This window comes from Rahnella perminowiae, from assembly GCF_019049755.1.
In the GTDB taxonomy this organism is placed as follows: Bacteria; Pseudomonadota; Gammaproteobacteria; order Enterobacterales; family Enterobacteriaceae; genus Rahnella; species Rahnella perminowiae.
This window is the reverse complement of sequence record NZ_JAFMOS010000548.1, coordinates 1-17,395: the sequence shown is the minus strand read 5'-3', so window position 1 is coordinate 17,395 and position 17,395 is coordinate 1. Positions and strand designations below refer to the sequence as shown.

Genomic DNA, 17,395 nt, shown 5'->3' with positions numbered 1-17,395 from the left:
GGAGAGGCCGCAGGCCGTGTAACCCCGAGAGTAGGCAGTGCGAAGCACCTGGATTTGCGCCACTCTCTATTTCACCAGAATATGTCCGTCGTGCCTGCGACAGCGCGCAGTAAAAGAGCCCGGGGGGTCTTGGGGGGTGGCGGCGATAGGCCGCCCCCCAAGTCGGTGTGGGCCGACGCCCACGGTCTTGACCTTGACCTGGACATTGATTTTAAAATCGCCCCCTTTGCACCGATCCGTGCAAAAAAACCAAAACTTACATAATTCCCCATGTTTCAACATGCTTTTATAAAGTACCATTAACATCATGAACACCATCCCCAATACTCCTGTCTTTGACGGTCATAACGACCTGTTACTTCGCCTGTGGCTGCATGACGCAGCAGATCCTGCTGCTTTGTTTCTTGATGGCTCCCTTGAGGGTCATCTCGATCTCAGGCGCTGTCGTCTGGGGGGCTTTGCAGGCGGATTATTCGCTGTTTTTGTACCACCTGCTTCGTATGTACCACAACTGAAGCCCAATTCCCCTGCAGAAACCCATGATGCTTACACCATTACGCAAGCGCAGATTTCGCTGCTGGAACGCCTTGAAACACAGTCCGCCGGGCGGGCAAAAATCTGCCGGACGGTCGGTGAAATTGAAGCGTGTATTGCGCAGAATGTGCTGGCGATGGTGATGCATATCGAAGGGGCGGAAGCACTCGGGGATGATTTCTCGCGGCTGGAGCGCTGGTATGAAAAAGGGCTGCGCAGCATCGGCCCGTTGTGGAATTTACCCAACCAGTTTGGTACCGGTGTAAAGGGTGATTTCCCCGGTTCGCCTGACACCGGAGATGGCCTGACGCCCGCCGGGCTTGGATTATTGCGTGAGTGTAACCGGAAAAAAATTCTGTTTGATGTCTCGCATATGAATGAAAAAGCCTTCTGGCAGACGGCGACATTCAGTGATGCTCCGCTGGTCGCGACCCACTCAAATGTGCACGCGCTGTGTCCGCAACCGCGCAATCTGACCGATAAACAACTGGCCGCAATTGCAGAAAGCGATGGTTTCGTTGGTGTTAATTTCGGCACTGCTTTTTTGCGGGCCGATGGAAAACGTAACGGCGATACCCCGGTAACCGAAATTGTTAAACATCTTGATAACCTTCTTGATAAACTGGGGGAAGAAAATGTCGGTTTTGGTTCGGATTTCGACGGCATCAATGTGCCGGATGCTCTCGGTGATGTTGCCGGAATGCCTTTGCTGCTTCAGGCGATGTCTGATGCGGGATACGGCAACGAATTGATCGAAAAAATCGCGTACCGCAACTGGCTGAAATTATTAAAACAGACCTGGGGTGAATAGTTTTTCATCCGGGGTTTTGCGTTAATCCCTGTGGCTTACAGGGCAATATCGGTTTGCGTTCATCGCAACATTTTTATAGCCAAACCATCAATATTTGACAATAAGCCGATCACCTGCCGCAATTAAAGCAGCAGTGAACTTAACACTGTAATCACCAAGAGGACATTATTATGTGGACTAAACCTTCATTCGAAGACCTGCGTTTAGGCTTAGAAGTGACACTGTACATTTCTAACCGCTAAGCCTTTATGCCCACGGTTAACTGTGGGCATCTTCCTTCCCTTTCCCCTGGTTTTCATATGCAGATTATCGTACTTGGTTCCGCAGCTGGCGGCGGTTTCCCTCAGTGGAACTGCAATTGCAGCAATTGTCAGGGCGTGCGCAATGGCACCATGAAAACGTCCCCGCGCACGCAGTCTTCTATTGCCGTCAGCGATAATGGCACCGACTGGGTGCTGTGTAATGCCTCGCCGGACATCTGTCACCAGATTGCCGCTACGCCGGAACTGATAAAACACGACGTTTTACGCGGCACCGCTATCGGGTCAATCATCCTGACCGATAGCCAGATTGATCACTGCACCGGCCTGCTGAATTTGCGTGAAGGCTGCCCGCATCAGGTCTGGTGTACGCCGGAAGTCCACGAAGATCTGACCACCGGTTTCCCGATCTTTACCATGCTTTCTCACTGGAATGGTGGCCTGCAACACCACGCTATCGAGCCGGAGAACCGCTTCTCCGTTGCCGTGTGCCCGAACCTTACATTCACCGCCATTCCGCTGCTGAGCAATGCGCCACCGTATTCGAAATATCGCGGTAAGCCGCTGCCCGGTCACAATATCGCGCTGTTTATCGAAGACTCCCATACCGGCACCTCGCTGCTGTATGCACCGGGTCTGGGCGAGCCGGACGATGAACTGCTGAAATGGCTGAACAAAGCGGATTGCCTGCTGATTGACGGCACACTGTGGCAGGACAACGAGCTGGCAACCACCGGCGTAGGCCGAAATACCGGCAAAGACATGGGCCATCTGGCGCTTGCCGAAGAACAGGGGCTGATCGCCCTGCTGTCGTCACTTCCGGCAAAACGCAAAATTCTCATCCATATTAATAATACCAACCCGATCCTCAATGAATCCTCTGCCGAGCGGCAGGCGCTGACGCAACAAAACATCGAAGTCAGCCGGGACGGGATGCGCATCGAACTGTAGGGCAAAACGACCATGAGCATATCGACAACACAGACGTCACCGATGACGCCGCAGGAATTTGAACAGGCGCTGCGTGCCAAAGGCGCGTTTTATCACATCCATCATCCGTACCACATTGCGATGCATAACGGTCAGGCAACCCGCGAGCAAATTCAGGGCTGGGTGGCGAACCGTTTCTATTATCAGACCAGCATTCCGCTGAAAGACGCGGCGATCATGGCCAACTGTCCGGATGCGCAAACCCGCCGTAAATGGGTACAGCGTATTCTCGATCACGACGGACATGGCGGCAGTGAAGGCGGTATCGAAGCCTGGCTGCGTCTGGGCGAAGCGGTGGGGTTAGACCGCGATGTGCTGCTTTCAGAAGAAAGGGTGTTACCGGGGGTGCGTTTTGCGGTCGATGCCTACGTCAATTTTGCCCGCCGCGCCGTCTGGCAGGAAGCCGCGTGCAGCTCGCTGACGGAACTGTTCGCTCCGCAAATCCATCAGGCACGCCTCGACACCTGGCCGCAGCATTACACATGGATTGAGGAAGAAGGTTACGGTTATTTCCGCAGCCGCCTGAGCCAGGCTAACCGCGACGTCGAACACGGCCTGCAACTGGCGCTGGAGTATTGCGATACTGTCGAAAAACAACAGCGCATGCTGGAAATTCTGCAATTCAAACTCGATATTTTGTGGAGCATGCTCGATTCCATGAGCATGGCCTACGAACTGAACCGCCCGCCGTACCACAGCGTGACGCAACAGGCGGTCTGGCATAAAGGAAGACTCCTGTGATCACCATTACCGAACACTACACGCCGATGTTTCGTCGCGGCTACCGCATGCAGTTTGAGAAAACGCAGGACTGCCATGTGATTTTGTATCCGGAAGGGATGGCGAAACTCAACGATAGCGCGACCTTCATTTTACAACTCGTGGATGGCGAGCGGACGATCGCCAATATCATTGATGAGCTGAATACGCGTTTCCCGGATGCCGGCGGCGTGAATGACGACGTCAAAGACTTCTTCGCTCAGGCCCATGCACAAAAGTGGATTACGTTCCGTGAACCGGCTTAACCCTGCGGTCAAACCGCCGCTGTGGCTGCTGGCCGAACTGACCTACCGCTGCCCGCTGCAATGCCCGTATTGCTCGAATCCGCTCGACTTTGCTAAACAGGAAAAAGAGCTGACCACCGCGCAGTGGATCAAAGTGTTCGAAGAAGCGCGGGAAATGGGCGCGGTGCAAATTGGTTTCTCCGGCGGTGAACCGCTGGTGCGTAAAGATTTGCCGGAACTTATCCGTGCCGCGCGGGATCTCGGTTTTTATACCAACCTGATCACCTCCGGCATCGGGCTGAACGAAAAGAAAATCGATGCGTTTGCCGACGCCGGACTGGATCATATCCAGATCAGTTTTCAGGCCAGCGATGAGACGCTGAACGCCGCGCTGGCGGGTAACGCCAAAGCATTCCGGCAAAAACTCGACATGGCCAAAGCGGTAAAAGCCCACGGTTATCCGATGGTGCTGAACTTCGTGTTGCACCGTCATAACATCGATCAGATCGACAAGATCATTGATCTGAGCATTGAACTGGAAGCCGATGATGTCGAGCTGGCGACCTGTCAGTTTTATGGCTGGGCGCAGCTCAACCGCGAAGGTTTACTGCCTACCCGCGACCAGATCGCCCGCGCCGAAAATGTGGTGCACCAGTACCGCGAAAAAATGGCCGGCACCGGTAATCTGGCCAACCTGCTGTTTGTGACACCCGATTATTATGAAGAACGTCCGAAAGGCTGCATGGGCGGCTGGGGAGCGATATTCCTCAGTGTGACGCCGGAAGGCATGGCGCTGCCGTGCCACAGCGCGCGCCAGTTGCCGGTGGAATTCCCGTCGGTGCTGAATAATACCTTGCAGGAAATCTGGTACGACTCGTTCGGTTTTAACAAATACCGCGGCTTCGACTGGATGCCGGAACCCTGCCGTTCGTGTTCAGAAAAAGAGAAAGACTTCGGTGGCTGCCGCTGTCAGGCCTTTATGCTCACCGGCAATGCCGACAACGCCGATCCGGTGTGTTCAAAATCTGAACATCACGGCCAAATCCTCGCCGCACGAGAACAGGCCAATTGCACCAACATTCAAATCAATCAGTTGCAGTTCCGCAACCGCGCGAACTCTCAGTTGATTTTTAAAGGCTGAGGGTCTGATGCTGCCAGCCGCAGAGACCCTGACACTGAGCAACGGATTGCGGGTCAATATTCTCCATGACCCGCAGGCTTCACGTACCGCCGCGCTTATTCATCTCAATGCCGGAAGCCATCACGAACCGGAGGAATTTCCCGGGCTGGCGCATCTGTTTGAGCATGTAGTGTTTGCCGGAAGCCATCAGTTTCAGGGCGATGACCGGCTGATGATGTGGGCGCAGGCGCAGGGCGCACGACTCAACGCCACCACGCATGCCACCTCGACGGCATGGTTTTTTGATATGACACCGGCAAAGTTTGAAGACGGACTGGCGCGTCTGACGGACATGCTGGTGCAGCCTTTGCTGACCACGGATACCGTACAGCAGGAAGTGGCCGTGATCGACGCCGAATATCGCATGCTGACCGCTCATGCGGATTCCCTTTGTGATGCGGCGCTGAGCCTGGCTTTTGCCGCGCCGGCACAACTGCACGATTTTCACATCGGTCACCGTACCGCTTTCGGCGAGGATATTTCCGCTCTGCAACAGGCGCTGATACATTATCATCAGCGATTCTTCACCGCAGGGCAGCTCACGTTATGGTTACAAGGCCCGCAATCGGTCGCTGAACTCGCTGCACTGGCCGGGCGTTACGGCAATGCCTTTGCTGCCGGTAAAGGTTCCCCACCAGCCCATACTCAGCCACCGGCGCTGAGCCGGGAACGCTATCTTCAGTTGCGTCTGGAAAGTTCGCCACGCCTGCGTTTTTCATTCCCGGTGACGCTTTCTCCGGCGCTGACATTACTGCGCCAGTTGCTTACCGATGAAGCGCCGGGCAGTTTACTGGAACAACTGCGAACGCAGGCGCTGGCCGACAGCGTGCGGGTTTCGCTACCTTATACGGATACCACGCACGCCATCCTCAGCATTGAATTTTTGGTCTGCGATACCCCCCTGGCCTTGCGTGCCGGTGTCGAAACGTTGTTCTGCCACTGGCTGCAACAGGTTCGCGACTTAAGCACCGGACATTTGCAGCATTATGTAGCCCTCGCCCGTCGCGACTTCAGCCGTTTAACACCGCTGGAGCAACTGCGCGCCCGCACCCTGGATTTCCCGCCTGCGGCTCAAAACGGCTGGCAGAAATTGCTCAGCGAACTAAAGCCGGAAAATATGACACGGCTGTGGATTGCCCGGGATGTGCACGGACATAACGCGTCAGTTCAGGGTTTTACTTTACCGGTCAGTTTCTCTGCCTGGCAGTCGAAAAGTGACAGCGTCACTGAATCACACTTTATGTTTTACCTCCCTCACGCAGAAGAAGCGCATACAGCGGATGAAAGCATACAGACAACCGGCGCTCCGCTGACCTTACTGCAGGCCTGCATCGCCCGTGCCAGCCTGCGGGCACTGTGTGCATTGTCCGCCCATCAGGGGAATTCGCTGATATTCAGCTACGAACAGGGAAACGGATTATTACAGCTTAGCGGATGTCAGGCATGGACGGCGCGCACGCTCGCGGCCGCACTGAGACTGCTGCGCGCGCCTTCTCCCGCCGCGCTGGCACAAGGCAGGCGACTGTTTGAGCAGGAACAGCGTCAGCTGAGATCGGACATCGCGATACGCACCCTGCTGGCAACATTGCCGGAAGTGGTCAGTGAATCATCCGGGGAAGTACATGAATTGCGGGTTGCGGGTGATGATGCCGCCGTGCTGGTATTCTGCCCGCTGGCGGAAAACACCGCTGAATGTCTGGCCGCCACGCAGATTTTGGCGTATTTGCTTGAGCCAAAGTTCTTCCGGCAATTGCGCGTCGAGAAAAATATCGGCTATGTGGTGAGCTGCCGTTTCCATCAGACGGCGCGTCAGTCCGGAATTTTGTTTGCATTACAATCGCCGTCGTATGACACAGAAACGCTGCTGGGGTTTATCGATACTTTTATCGCGGAGATCCCGTCCGTCATTGATGGCATCACCCCACAGACACTGGAAGAAAAGCGCTGCACGCTGCGGGAATCGCTGAGCGTGAGGCCAGCTGACAGGCTGGAAGCGGCGAGGCAACAGTGGCTGAGGGAGTTTGCCTGTGCGCCGGAAATCAATGAAGCGTCTGTTGCGGCGATTACAACAGAACAACTGCTCGCCTGTGTACGAGCACCGGACAACTCCCTTCCCTGCACAGGGGAGGGTTTGAGTGGGGTATTACAGAAAAATCAAGAAGTTGATGTCGGCTTTGGCCATCGCTTCGTCCTTAAAACCCCCTCTCCGCCTCCCCCTTCGCAGGGTGAGGAGTAAAAAGTTTTCTTCAGCTACACTGTACGCAGATAAGATGTTAAGGATAAACATGCAAACTCCTCCCGCTCTCCAGCCGGACCACGCATTCGACACCCTGCTGGATCACTATAAAAAAGCGTCATTGCGTACCAGCGGCATCTGGTTACTGCTCGCTAATCTGAGCTTTGTGCTTTTTCTGTTTGGCCGGCACCAGTTCCGGGTATTGCTGGATCCGCACGCCGATGTGGCGGTTTCCGGTCCGGTGCTGGATAAGCTGGCACTGATTTTTCTGGTTTTTATCATCCTTCTTTTACCCGTATTGCGCTTCATACGCTCACGTACGCCCGCGATGGTACTGGCGTTTCTGGTCGGTTTGTACTGGGCCGTCGTGTTCCATTTCATGCTGACCAGTGATACGCAGCAACAACTGGTCTTCCCGCTTTTCTGCATGCTGATTTTTACGGCGCTGATTGCGTTGTACCCGACCATGCCGATCCTTTACAGCTTCACATTGCCGCTGTGGTTTTCATTATTTTTTCATCTGATACTGCTGAAAGCGGATATTCCGGTTCTGGAAATCGTCGCGATGATTGTCGCCAGCGCCCTGTTTGAGACAGCGCGTATTATGCTGAGCCGCTGGTTTGTGCTTTCCGTGCGGCGGGAATGCGACAACCAGTTGCTGGTCAGTAAGCTGGATAACCTGGCACATTACGATCCGCTGACAGGTGTAGCGAACCGCCGCCAGCTCGATAAACAACTTCAACAACTGATTGCGCAAACGGAACGTCAGGGCGGTATTTTTTCCCTGATCATGATTGACGTGGATTATTTCAAAAAATACAACGACCATTATGGTCACCAGGCCGGAGACAACTGCCTCGTGGACATTGCGAAGTGTTTCAGGCAGGTGGTCAGGCAACCGGCCGATCTGGTGGCCCGTTATGGCGGTGAGGAGTTTGTGATCCTGCTGCACAGCGCCGCTGCAACAGATGCAGAAGTGGTCGCACAACGCATCAGGCAAAGTGTGGCGCAGGCGGCCATCCCCCACGCCTTATCGCAGGTGGCAGACACGGTGACAGTCAGTCAGGGCATTATGCAATGGTCGCCGGGCATGACTTCGCTGGAATTACTCCAACGGGCCGACGGCGCACTGTATGACGCCAAGCATGCAGGACGAAACGGCTATTGCGTGGGACAGTGAAGCAGGGCGTGGCTTCGAACGGAAGTTACGCCCTTTGCATTTTATAAGCTCGCGCGGTGAACCTGATTCCGTCCGTAGACCAGGGAGTCCCCGCTGATGTCAGCAATGGATTTCGCACCGGTCAGTATCATTGCGACCCGCATTTCTTTTTCGATAAGATTCAGCAGATTAATCACCCCCGCCTCGCCCGCTGCGGCCAGTGCATACACAAATGCCCTGCCCAACAGCACACTGTCGGCACCGAGGGCGATCATACGCACCACATCCAGCCCGGTACGGATGCCGGAATCCGCGAGAATAGTGATATCGCCTTTCACCGCATCCGCAATAGCAGGCAGCGCGTGAGCGGTGGACAGCACCCCGTCGAGCTGCCGGCCGCCGTGGTTGGAGACCACAATGCCATCGGCACCAAATTTTACGGCGTCTTTGGCATCTTCCGGATCCAGAATGCCTTTAATAATCATCGGACCTTTCCAGAACTCACGGATCCATTCCAGGTCTTTCCAGGAAATCGACGGGTCGAAGTTCGCCGCCAGCCAGCCGATGTAATCCTCCAGTGTGGTCGGTTTACCGCGATAGGCCGAAACATTACCAAGATCATGCGGTTTGCCATTCAGGCCGACATCCCATGCCCATTGCGGATGCATCACGGCCTGAAACATCCGGCGTGCGACGGCATTCGGGCCACTCATACCGGAATGCGCATCGCGATAACGTGCGCCGGGCGTCGGCATATCCACGGTAAACACTAATGTTTTGACGCCCGCGGCCTGCGCACGTTCGAGCGCATTGCGCATGAAACCACGATCTTTGAGTACGTAAAGCTGGAACCACATCGGACGGTCGATGGCCGGTGCCACCTCTTCAATCGGACAGACAGAGACGGTCGACAACGTGAAAGGAATACCTTTTTTCGCTGCCGCACGGGCCGCCTGAACTTCGCCGCGTCGCGCGTACATGCCGGTCAGACCCACCGGTGCCAGCACGACGGGCATCGCCAGCTTTTCGCCAAACAGTTGGGTCTCCAGGCTGAGATCAGACATGTTTTTGAGGATGCGCTGGCGCAGGGCGATATCGGCCAGATCGGCGGTATTACGTCTGAGCGTATGCTCGTTGTAAGCACCACCGTCGATGTAATGAAACAGAAATGGCGGCAGTTTACTTTTTGCCGCAGCGCGGTAGTCCGTTGATGCAGAAATAATCATTGTTTCTCTCGTTATTTTGCGCTCTTTTTAATGGCGCTGTAGGGGTGTCAGAAGTGTAGTTTATAAACCCCGTCTGAGAGGAAAACAATGACAATGAAAACCGGAACTATTTCACGATACACATCGGCTTACCGGTTACCGGTTCCGGATAGATTTGCGCATCAATGTCAAACACCTGTGCCAGCAATGCAGGCGTCATCACCTCCTCCGGCGTGCCCTGCGCGATGATATTCCCCTCGGCCATCATCACCAGATAATCACAATAACGGCTGGCCTGATTCAGGTCATGCAGCACCGCCACCAGCGTTTTCCCCTGCTGATTCTGACTGCGCAACAGGCTCATCAGCTCCACCTGATGACTGATATCGAGGTAAGTGGTCGGCTCGTCGAGCAGCACCAGCGGTGTATCCTGTGCCAGTACCATCGCCAGAAACACCCGCTGACGCTGTCCGCCGGAGAGTTCACTGACGCGTTTCTCTGCCAGTGCTGTGATATTGGTTTCCTGCATCGCCCGTTCGACGATGGCCTTATCCTGCTGCCCCAGCCTGCCCCACAGGTTCAGCCACGGGCTGCGGCCATAGCCCACCAGTTCACGCACGCTGATACCTTCCGGCGCAATATGCTGCTGCGGCAGTAACGCCAGTTTGCGGGCGAGCCGGCGGCCATGAAGCGCAGATAAATCCTCATCGCCGAGACGCAACGTGCCGCAGGCAGGTGTCAGCAAACGTGCAAAGCATTTCAGCAGCGTGGATTTTCCGCAGCCGTTCGGGCCGATCAGCGCGGTAATTTTCCCGGCGGGTAGCGTCAGCGACAGGCCATTAAGGACATTTTTATTGCCGTATCCGGCAGTCAGATTTTCTGCACTGAGTTGCATAATCAGCGGGTTCTCATTAATAACCAGAAGAAATACGGCGCACCAATCACCGCCGTTAATACGCCCGCAGGCAGTTCCAGCGGCGGGTTCAGCGTTCGCGCCAGCACATCTGCCAGTAGCAGAATCAGCGCCCCGACCAGTAATGACGCCGGGATCAGCGCACGGTGGCGGCCACCGGCCAGTTTGCGGGTCAGGTGTGGTGCCACTAAACCGATAAAACCAACCGGTCCGCAGGCCGCAACGCTTACCGCCGCCAGCGCCACGGCCAGCAACAACACCAGCCGCTGCACACGGGATACGCGAATACCCAGCGTCGAGGCGCTGTCATCACCGAGCGCCATCACATCCAGGTCACGGCAAAACCACAAACTCAGCGGCAGCAGGATCAGCAACCAAGGCGCGACTATCTCAACAAAATTCCAGCCGCGCCCCCACAGGCTGCCGGTCAGCCACATCAGGGCGTTGTTGATTTCCATCGGGTGTGACAGCATCAGGTAGTCAGTCAGGCTGGCGTAAAAGGCAGTCAGTGCAACCCCCGTCAGCGCCAGACGTAACGGTGCGGAACGCCCGGCCATCAGGCGCAGCAACACAAAAGCGGCGATACCGCCGGTAAACGCCAGCGGCGGCAGCCATAACACCGGCAGCGCAGGTAATAGCATCAGCGCCCCTGCTGAGACTAATCCGGCAGCATGATTAACCCCCAGAATGTCCGGCGAGGCCAGCGGATTGCGGATAATCCCCTGCACCAGCACGCCGGAAAGCGCCAGCGCCGCACCGACCAGCATCGCCAGCAAGGTGCGCGGCAGCCGGTATTCAAACAGCGCAAAATGATTGCTGTCAGCGGGCGACATTGCCAGACGCATTTGCTCAAATGTCAGCGTGTGAGTTCCGTAACGCAGGGAAATCACAAAAGTCAGCAACAACAACACGCTGAGCGTGAGGAAAAGAGTGACCTGCCGGGTCATGTGCGCGTCCTCACCAGCCAGACAAAGAACGGTGCGCCGATCAGCGCCAGCACCACGCCCGCCGGTAATTCGCCCGGCCACGCCAGAAAACGCGCCAGTAAATCGGCCAGCAGCATCAGTGTGGCACCGAAAATCATGCTGAGCGGCAACATACGGCGCAAATCATAGCCAATCCAGTAACGGGAAATATGCGGTACCAGCAGACCGATAAACGCCAGCGGTCCGGCGACACTGACGCAGGCGCCGACCAGCAGCAACACCAGCAGATTAATGGTCAGACGCAGGCGCGGCAGGTTGACGCCCAGTGTCTGCGCACTGTCATCGCTGACCTGTAACAGGTTCAGGCGACCGGCAAGCAGCATCACCCATGGCGCGATGATCGCGGTGAACGGAAACAGGTGCCAGAATTCCGGCCAGCGGGCATGCGCCACGCCACCGGCCAGCCAGCTCAGAATGCCGTAGGCGTGGTCTTCGGAGAGGATCAGCGTGGCTTTCGCCAGTGCGGCGCACAGCGCAGAAACCGCCACGCCAGCGAGGATCAACCGGCTGCGATCACCAGCCTGCTGCCAGCCGCCGCCCGTCAGCATTACCGCGCCCCAACTGATACCGCCGCCCAGCGCGGCCACCAGCGCGATGCTGAAGCCGGAGAAAAGTTGCGGGCTGAAGGCGCTGACCCATACCATCGCCAGCGACGCTCCGGCGTTGATACCAAACAGTGAAGGCGATGCCAGCGGATTGCGGGTGAGGGTTTGCAGCAAACTGCCCGCCAGCGCCAGGCTGGCACCCAGCAGCATCGCCACCAGGCTGCGCGGCAGGCGCAGATTCAGTACAAGCGCCTGCGCCAGAGAATCCGGTGGTCCGGGCAGTAAGGCGCGCAAAGCGTCAAAAGCCCCCACCGGCACCGCTGAACGGCAAAAAAGCGTTAGCCAGAAGCTGACGCCTAATATGAGCAAAGGCAGCGTCCAGCGCCACCCGGCAAATACATGTTTTACTGCCTTCATGGTGCGGTTTTCAGCACCTGATGATGCAGGATCCGCACCGTGTCGCCGGCGATCTGTTCGGCGGCAAATACCCCGCGCATCCGTGCCCAGACGTTACTGTCCACCGACGCCACCTGTTTTTGCTGTGCGGCTTTCATCATTTGCCACAGCGGATCCTGCTGCCACCGGCGCACGATGCTTTCCTGACGATAGTGCGCGACGATCAGCCAGTCAGGATTGATCGCCAGCAACTGCTCGAAGCTGATATTGGCCAGCGCCTGCTGATTAACCGGCTCCGGCACAATCAGGCCGAGTGAGGTCAGCACACTGCCGGTGTAAGAACCACGCGTATGCAGGTTGAACTGCTGCTCGCGCGAAGTGCCGAAAACGACCTGCGTGCCTTTTGGCAACTGTGCGGCAAATGCCTGCATCCGCTGATGATGTTCATTCAGCCGTTGTTGCATCAGCACATCTTTACCCAGCACCTTGCCGATGATCGCCGCCGATTCCAGATTCTCACTGTAGGTTTCGTTGCGGGATTTCAGCAACAGCGTCGGCGCTATGCCTTTCAGTGCGGTGTAAATTCCGCTGTGACGGCTGCTGTCAGCGATGATTAAATCCGGTTTCAGCGCGGCAATCGCCTCAAGGCTCGGCTGCGAACGCGTGCCGACCGACTGCCAGGCACTGATGCGCTGACGCACCTGCGGCAAAATACGATCCGCATCGTTATCGTCTGCCACGCCCACCGGGCTGACATCCACCAGCGCCAGCGCATCCACAAAGGACAGTTCCAGCACCACCACATGTTTTGGCGTGGTATCAATCGTAAAACTGCCCTGCTGATCCGTTACCGTCACGGCCTGCGCGGCAGGCAGTAAAAAACATAAGCTGGCAAAAAGCGCAAAGCGGGAGAAAAAAGACATAAAACCTCTGTGCGTTATCAGTCATTAAATATTGCCGAAACCCGGCGGGTCTCAGAACTTCAGGGAGCCTTGCATATACAACGTCCGCGGCTGCCCTGCGTAGATGCCTTTGTTGTTATCGTCATAGGCGCGGGTGAAATATTCGTGGTCGAAGATGTTTTTCACGCCGAAGGCCAGATTCAGGTTTGCCATGTCTGCACCGAACTGATAACCGGCACGTGCGCCCCACACCATAAAGCCGGGAATGCGGCCGGTGCTGCCGTCAGCACTTTCTTTAACGGTATTAGCATTATCGGCAAACTGGCCGGACTGGTATTCGCTGTTGACGTTAAAGAACCAGTTACCCGGAGTGTAATCCAGCCCCAGCGTGCCTTTGTTTTTCGGCGAGAACGGCACCTGATTGCCGTGCGTATCGCCCTCTTCGCGGATCACCGCGTTGACATAGGCGTAACTGGCGTAGGCAGAGACGTTTTCCAGTTTCGGCGACAGATCGGACAGGTCGTAACGGATCTGGCTTTCCAGCCCGGTATGACGGGTTTTACCGCGTGCGGTTACGCTGTCGGTGGTCTGGCTGGAATCGTACTGATTGTTAAAGTTGATCAGGAACAGACCGACTTCCGCTTTTACAATGTTGTTATCAAAGCGCGTACCCAGTTCCCAGGTGCGGGCTTTTTCCGGCTCAACGCTGCCGCTGTCCACCGCTTTGCCAATCTGGCTGTACTGCACGGTGCCGAAAGAACCTTCAGTGTTGCCGTAAATATTCCAGGCGTCATTCAGGTGATACACCACATTCAGCGCAGGCAGCGGCGCGTTGTAGCTGATTTCCTGCTTCGTGCCTTTGATATAGTTATTCTGGTACGACTGGATATGCTCGTAGCGCATACCCGGCGTGATGGTCCAGTCGCCGACGTCGATACGGTCATCGATATAAAACGCGTTGGCCTGCGTGCCGGACTGGGTATCACGGTCATACGGGCTGTTTCCGGTCGGCAGTACGCCGGATTTGGCCGGGCTGTAGTAGCGCAGTTCGTGGGTGGATTCGCTGACGTAGCGGTAACCGACACCCACTTCATGCGCGGTCTGGCCCAGGTTGAAGCTCTGGCTGTAACGCGGTTCGATACCACGCACCCAATACTGGCGCGGCGAAAGCGTCAGATTCTTGCCCTGATCGAGATAGCCGCTACGCAGCGTGTAGGTGTAGAAGCTCTGAATGTTGAATTTATGCTGTTGATCCGGCTGATACTGATAACCAAAACTCGCCAGCTGACGACGCCCCCAGAATTCATCGTACGGACGCGTGGACTGAAAACGGTTGGCATTGTAATCAGCGCGGGACAAACCGCCCGGCATTTCCGCGCGGCCTTCGTAATATTGCAGCAGGCTATTAAACGTGTGGATTTCATTTGGCGCGTAACGGGTTTTCAGCATCACATCGTCGATTTTCGTCGCGCTGTGTTCACGCCAGTCGCTGCCGCGGGTGCCGGAATATAACAATGCCCCGCCGAGGCCATTGTCGGCCGTGCCGCCAATCATCAGATTGCCGGTGCCTTTCGGGTGATTCTGGCTGGAAGTCGGGCTGTAAGTGCCTTGCGTTCCGGCTTCGATACCAAAATCTTTCGGTATGGCGCGGGTGACAAAGTTCACCACGCCGCCGACGCTTTGCGGCCCGTAACGCACCGCACCGCCGCCGCGTACCACATCCACCGCGTCCATGTTACCGGGTGAAACCGGCGCAAGGGAAAGTTGCGGCTGGCCGTAAGGCGCGAACGGCACCGGAATGCCGTCCATCAGCACGGTTGTTCGGCTGGCAAGGCGCGGGTTCAGGCCACGGATACCGAAATTCATCGCCATATCGTGACTGCCGGTGCCGTTATTTTCCGGCGCATTCACACCCGGAATGCGGTTCATCACTTCACGCACCGTCGTCGCGCCGGTTTTCACAAACTCCTCACGTCGGATGACATCACGCGCCCCGCCATGCTCAAAAACGTCATTTTCACGCGCATCCGCCAGCCAGTCACCGAGCACGGTCAGGGATTCCGCCGCCTGCACCGGTACTGCGGTAGCCGTCAGTGTAAAAGCGTTATTTCCCAGTGACCTGGCTTCCAGTCCGCTGTCTGCCAGCAGCGCCGTCAGGCCATCACCCAGGGTGTAACTTCCCTGCAACCCGTTGCTGTGCTTGCCGCGTGTCAGCGATGAATCCACCGACAGTGTGATACCCGCCGTGGCCGCAAACTGATTCAGAGCAGTATCGAGGTTACCCGCAGCAATCTGATAAGACGCAGACTGCACCGCAGCCGCAGCGGGAAGCGCAGACATCAGCGCAGCAGGAATGATCGCGCAGTGAACAGCGATCGCCAGTGGTGTTGTTTTGCCAAAAGAACGAACAACGCGTGAGCGTGAAATGGACATACCGTCTCCAGATTTTATGTTTTTTACTGTGTGTTTTTGAGCGTGTTACTCAGGAGTCGGATGAGAATGCAAAAGGGATAATCGCGAATGCGATTATTTATCATTTTTATTTGCAGAGAAATTTTTAACCGGCATTACGCAGGCACCACGTTCACCCAATAGCGGGTCATTGTCTGAATTTTTACGGGTAATGTACGCGAGAGAATATTCAGCACGCTGTCGGTGTCGTTCAGCGGGAAGGTGCCGCTGATGCGCAGATCCGCGACGGCCGGATCACAGCTCAGGTGTCCGTGACGGTAACGGGCGAGTTCGTCCACCACCTCAGCCAGTCGCCGGTCGCTGACGCTCAGCACGCCTTTGTTCCAGCTTCCCGCACCACTTTCGATCGCCGTGACCTCGCCAAATGCCGTGCCGGTAAAGCGCACGGAGTGGCCTTCGCTGACCTGCAAACGTGGCACAGGATGCCCCGGCAGCGTAACTTCTACTGCGTGTTTCAGCACGGTCAGACGGGTCGCATCATCATACTGGCGGACGATAAAGTCCGTGCCGAGCGCACGCAACATGCCCTGATGCGTTTGCACCAGAAAAGGCCGTGCAACAGGCTGCGGATCGCGCGCCGTGGTAATACGGATTTCGCCCTGATGCAGGCGGATCAACCGCTGCTGCGGCGTAAAACGGATATCGGCGGCACTGGCGGTATTGAGTGAAAGCTGCGAACCGTCATCCAGACGCAGCGTTTTGATTTCGCCGGTGGACGTGCGCGTATCTGCCAGCAGCCCCTGTCCGGCGGGCGTCTGCCATGCTTTCCAGGTCCCCCCCAGGCCGAGCAAGACCAGCAGCCCTTTCAGCACACGGCGTCGGGTGATGTCCGATTGCCGGTGCGCATGACTGAGCGTCTGATAACTGAATTTACCGGGCATGCTGTGCATCTGGCCCTGTAAGGATTCCACCCGCTGCCACGCCCAGCGATGATCTTCATGCTGCGCCAGCCAGACCTGCCATTTCTGATTTTGCTGCGGCGTAACGTCGCCGGAACATAAGGTGGCGAACCACCGGGCGGCCATTTTCAACGCGAGTCGCTGATGATCAGAAAGGGAGGAATTCATCACGTTCAGCCATGTTCCAGGCTGAACAACAGACAATGCTCAGTGGCCTTTGCCATGTACTTTTTAACCGAGCTGACCGAAACGTTGAGGCGTTCAGCGATCACCGGATACGTCAGTCCTTCAAGCTGGGAAAGCAGAAAAGCCTGACGCACTTTTTCGCCCAACCCGTCAAGCATCGTGTCAATTTGCTGCAATGTTTCAAGCAGACACTGCCGCTGTTCCGGCGACGGCATATGCTCTTCCGGCATCAATGCCAGCATGTCGAGATAAGCACGTTCCAGCGCGTTGCGACGGAAAAAATCTACCATTACACGGCGGGCAATGGTGCAAAGAAAGGATTTGGGTTCGCGAATTTCCTGCGCGCTGTCGCCGGTCAGGACGCGCATAAAGGTATCCTGCGCCAGATCATCGGCGTCATTTGCCGACCCCAGTTTGAACCGGAGCCAGTTTTTCAGCCAGCGGTGGTGCGAGCTGTACAGCGCTTCAAAGGCGCGGGCGGGCGATACGGCAGTGTTGGTGGACATAGAAAGTTACATAACCAGACCAGAAATTCACCATTGAATGATAATTGATAATAGTTATCATTACAATCTGGAGCGCATGCTTTTCACTGCTTTGGCTGGTAGCGGCTACGCAACAATCATTCGCGCCGGCGCGATCTGCTTCTGCTTCTGCTTCTGCTTCTGCTTCTGCTTCTGCTTCTGCTTCTGCTTCTGCTTATAGCCAGTATTTTAA

Annotated in this window: 16 protein-coding genes; 8 read left to right on the top strand and 8 right to left on the bottom strand. The window is 56.2% G+C overall.

Annotated elements, in window-relative coordinates; all coding sequences use genetic code 11:
* The first annotated feature begins 307 nt into the window (after positions 1-307).
* The 8 genes from J1785_RS13545 to J1785_RS13510 all read left to right on the top strand — a co-directional run bounded on the left by J1785_RS13545 (position 308) and on the right by J1785_RS13510 (position 8,195).
* The gene (locus J1785_RS13545) at positions 308-1,345 is read left to right on the top strand and encodes a dipeptidase (protein ID WP_217219565.1); all 1,038 of its coding nucleotides are present in this window, start codon (positions 308-310) and stop codon (positions 1,343-1,345) included.
* A gap of 170 nt (positions 1,346-1,515) precedes the next feature.
* Positions 1,516-1,587, top strand: a complete 72-nt coding sequence (gene pqqA, locus J1785_RS13540) for a pyrroloquinoline quinone precursor peptide PqqA (protein ID WP_013578120.1) — start codon at positions 1,516-1,518, stop codon at positions 1,585-1,587.
* Positions 1,588-1,644: 57 nt separating this feature from the next.
* Positions 1,645-2,556: a pyrroloquinoline quinone biosynthesis protein PqqB gene (pqqB, locus tag J1785_RS13535; RefSeq protein WP_129953680.1), complete on the top strand. Its 912-nt coding sequence runs from the start codon at positions 1,645-1,647 to the stop codon at positions 2,554-2,556.
* A gap of 12 nt (positions 2,557-2,568) precedes the next feature.
* Positions 2,569-3,336, top strand: a complete 768-nt coding sequence (pqqC, locus tag J1785_RS13530; RefSeq protein ID WP_129953681.1) for a pyrroloquinoline-quinone synthase PqqC — start codon at positions 2,569-2,571, stop codon at positions 3,334-3,336.
* Between the two features lie 26 nt (positions 3,337-3,362).
* Positions 3,363-3,620 (top strand): pyrroloquinoline quinone biosynthesis peptide chaperone PqqD, encoded by a 258-nt coding sequence (pqqD, locus tag J1785_RS13525; protein WP_235174637.1) that lies wholly within the window; start codon positions 3,363-3,365, stop codon positions 3,618-3,620.
* On the top strand, positions 3,583-4,740 hold the full coding sequence (gene pqqE, locus J1785_RS13520; RefSeq protein ID WP_217219567.1) for a pyrroloquinoline quinone biosynthesis protein PqqE: 1,158 nt from the start codon (positions 3,583-3,585) through the stop codon (positions 4,738-4,740). The genes pqqD and pqqE overlap by 38 nt, the downstream gene beginning before the upstream one ends.
* Before the next feature lie 7 nt (positions 4,741-4,747).
* A complete protein-coding gene (pqqF, locus tag J1785_RS13515) occupies positions 4,748-7,015 on the top strand; it encodes a pyrroloquinoline quinone biosynthesis protein PqqF (protein WP_217219564.1) in 2,268 nt (755 codons plus the stop codon).
* A 49-nt stretch (positions 7,016-7,064) separates the two neighbouring features.
* Entirely contained in the window at positions 7,065-8,195 is a 1,131-nt protein-coding gene (locus J1785_RS13510; protein WP_217219563.1) for a sensor domain-containing diguanylate cyclase, read from the top strand.
* Between the two features lie 41 nt (positions 8,196-8,236).
* Here J1785_RS13510 and lldD read toward each other — a convergent pair whose 3' ends face one another.
* The 8 genes from lldD to fecI all read right to left on the bottom strand — a co-directional run bounded on the left by lldD (position 8,237) and on the right by fecI (position 17,184).
* Positions 8,237-9,400 (bottom strand): FMN-dependent L-lactate dehydrogenase LldD, encoded by a 1,164-nt coding sequence (lldD, locus tag J1785_RS13505; protein ID WP_129953685.1) that lies wholly within the window; start codon positions 9,398-9,400, stop codon positions 8,237-8,239.
* Between the two features lie 106 nt (positions 9,401-9,506).
* The gene (gene fecE / locus J1785_RS13500) at positions 9,507-10,274 is read right to left on the bottom strand and encodes a Fe(3+) dicitrate ABC transporter ATP-binding protein FecE (RefSeq protein WP_129990950.1); all 768 of its coding nucleotides are present in this window, start codon (positions 10,272-10,274) and stop codon (positions 9,507-9,509) included.
* A 2-nt stretch (positions 10,275-10,276) separates the two neighbouring features.
* Entirely contained in the window at positions 10,277-11,239 is a 963-nt protein-coding gene (gene fecD / locus J1785_RS13495) for a Fe(3+) dicitrate ABC transporter permease subunit FecD (protein ID WP_217219562.1), read from the bottom strand.
* Positions 11,236-12,240: an iron-dicitrate ABC transporter permease FecC gene (gene fecC, locus J1785_RS13490; RefSeq protein WP_217219561.1), complete on the bottom strand. Its 1,005-nt coding sequence runs from the start codon at positions 12,238-12,240 to the stop codon at positions 11,236-11,238. Before fecC ends, fecD begins: the two co-directional genes overlap by 4 nt.
* The gene (locus tag J1785_RS13485) at positions 12,237-13,142 is read right to left on the bottom strand and encodes a Fe(3+) dicitrate ABC transporter substrate-binding protein FecB (RefSeq protein WP_217219560.1); all 906 of its coding nucleotides are present in this window, start codon (positions 13,140-13,142) and stop codon (positions 12,237-12,239) included. Before J1785_RS13485 ends, fecC begins: the two co-directional genes overlap by 4 nt.
* 51 nt (positions 13,143-13,193) lie before the next feature.
* Positions 13,194-15,554, bottom strand: a complete 2,361-nt coding sequence (gene fecA / locus J1785_RS13480) for a TonB-dependent Fe(3+) dicitrate receptor FecA (protein ID WP_217219559.1) — start codon at positions 15,552-15,554, stop codon at positions 13,194-13,196.
* 134 nt (positions 15,555-15,688) lie between these two features.
* Positions 15,689-16,660: a ferric citrate uptake sigma factor regulator FecR gene (gene fecR / locus J1785_RS13475; protein WP_217219566.1), complete on the bottom strand. Its 972-nt coding sequence runs from the start codon at positions 16,658-16,660 to the stop codon at positions 15,689-15,691.
* A gap of 5 nt (positions 16,661-16,665) precedes the next feature.
* On the bottom strand, positions 16,666-17,184 hold the full coding sequence (gene fecI, locus J1785_RS13470) for a ferric citrate uptake sigma factor FecI (protein WP_129990945.1): 519 nt from the start codon (positions 17,182-17,184) through the stop codon (positions 16,666-16,668).
* Positions 17,185-17,395 lie beyond the last annotated feature (211 nt).